The sequence below is a fragment of the Streptococcus sp. KR genome (genome assembly GCF_002238115.1).
Taxonomy (GTDB): domain Bacteria; phylum Bacillota; class Bacilli; order Lactobacillales; family Streptococcaceae; genus Streptococcus.
Window position 1 is genome coordinate 1 of record NZ_NGVM01000364.1, and the last position, 218, is coordinate 218.

At 33.9% G+C, this 218-nt stretch carries 1 protein-coding gene; it reads left to right on the plus strand.

What is annotated here, in order from left to right:
- The coding region (locus tag CBI42_RS13115) for a hypothetical protein (protein WP_218822082.1) at positions 1-218 on the plus strand (218 nt) is incomplete at both ends.

Below are 218 nucleotides of genomic sequence, written 5' to 3' on the forward strand. Positions count from 1 at the left end.
AGCAAAGTCTAATGGATATTGCCAGCTACATCAAGACGAGCACAAAACCATTAGTCAACAAAGATTAGTTGACCCTTATGAACACGCAAAAATGCACTTTTATAATACAAAAGAATGGATTGATTTAAGAAATCGTCTTAAATTTAATCATCCCTGGTGCTCATTATGTGAAAAAGAAACTGGCTTAAAACTAATGGTCAACCGTCGTAAATTAGTAG